Below are 1,589 nucleotides of genomic sequence, written 5' to 3'. Positions count from 1 at the left end.
CCGCAGATGGCGACGACGAAGCCGGCGCCGGCCGACAGCCTGACCTCACGCACCGGCACCACATGGTCGACGGGGGCGCCGCGCAGGTTGGGGTCGGTCGAGAATGAGTACTGCGTCTTGGCCATGCACACCGGCAGGTTGCCGTAACCCGCCTGTTCCCACGCATGCAGCTGGTCGCGCACGCTCTTGTCGGCGATCGCCTGCGAGCCGCGGTAGATGCGCTTGACGATGGTGTCGATCTTGTCGAACAGCTTCATGTCGTCGGGGTAGAGCGGGGCGAACTGCGAGACGCCGCTTTCGGCCAGGCTGACCACCTTCTTGGCCAGATCCTCGATGCCGGCCGAACCCTTGGCCCAATGCTGGCACAGGATCGCCTCTTCGCCCATCTTGGCGACATAGTCCTTCATCGCCGCAATCTCGGCGTCGGTGTCGGAATAGAAGTGGTTGATGGCGACCACCGCCGGCACGCCGAACTGGCGGACGTTTTCGATGTGGCGGCCGAGATTGGCGCAGCCGCGCTTGACCGCCTCGACGTCTTCCTTGCCAAGGTCTTCCTTCTTGACGCCGCCATTCATCTTCATGGCGCGCACGGTGGCGACGATGACGGCGGCTGCCGGCTTCAGGCCCGCCTTGCGGCACTTGATGTCGAAGAACTTCTCGGCGCCGAGATCAGCGCCGAAGCCGGCTTCGGTGACGACATAGTCGGCAAGCTTCAGCGCGGTGGTGGTGGCGACCACCGAGTTGCAGCCATGGGCGATGTTGGCGAAGGGGCCGCCATGGACGAAGGCCGGGTTGTTTTCCAGCGTCTGCACCAGGTTCGGCTGCACGGCGTCCTTCAGAAGCACGGCCATGGCGCCGTCGGCCTTGAGGTCGCGGGCATAGACGGCACTCTTGTCGCGGCGATAGGCGACGATGATGTCGCCGAGGCGCTTTTCGAGATCCTTGAGGTCGGTGGCCAGGCACAGGATCGCCATGACTTCGGAAGCAACCGTGATGTCGAAGCCGGCTTCACGCGGAAAACCGTTGGCGACGCCGCCGAGCGAGCAGTTGATCTCGCGCAGCGCCCGGTCGTTCATGTCCATGACGCGGCGCCAGACGACGCGGCGGGTGTCGATGTTAAGCTCGTTGCCCCAGTAGATGTGGTTGTCGATCAGCGCCGACAAAAGATTGTGGGCGGTGGTGATGGCGTGGAAGTCGCCGGTGAAGTGGAGGTTCATGTCCTCCATCGGCACGACCTGGGCATAACCGCCGCCGGCGGCACCGCCCTTGACGCCGAAGTTCGGCCCGAGCGAGGCTTCGCGGATGCAGACGATCGCCTTCTTGCCGATGCGGTTCAAGCCGTCGCCCAAGCCTACCGTGGTCGTGGTCTTGCCTTCGCCGGCCGGCGTCGGGTTGATGGCGGTGACCAGGATCAGCTTGCCGTCCTTGTTCTTGCGCGCATTGGCGATGAACTCGGCCGAGATCTTTGCCTTGTCATGGCCGTAAGGCAGCAAATGCTCGTTCGGAATGCCGATCTTCGCACCGATCTCCTGGATCGGCTTCTTCTTCGCGCCACGCGCAATCTGGATATCGGTCTTGAATTCGGCCAT

At 63.8% G+C, this 1,589-nt stretch carries 1 protein-coding gene; it reads right to left on the bottom strand.

Annotated features, from left to right (window positions below):
• Positions 1–1,589: formate--tetrahydrofolate ligase (locus NDO48_RS28975; protein WP_267322880.1), on the bottom strand; the 1,589-nt coding region annotated here is incomplete at both ends.

The organism is Aminobacter sp. MET-1 (genome assembly GCF_026521175.1).
Classification (GTDB): Bacteria; Pseudomonadota; Alphaproteobacteria; order Rhizobiales; family Rhizobiaceae; genus Aminobacter.
Note: the sequence above shows the minus strand (reverse complement) of the source record. Positions and strands in the feature narration are given on the sequence as shown.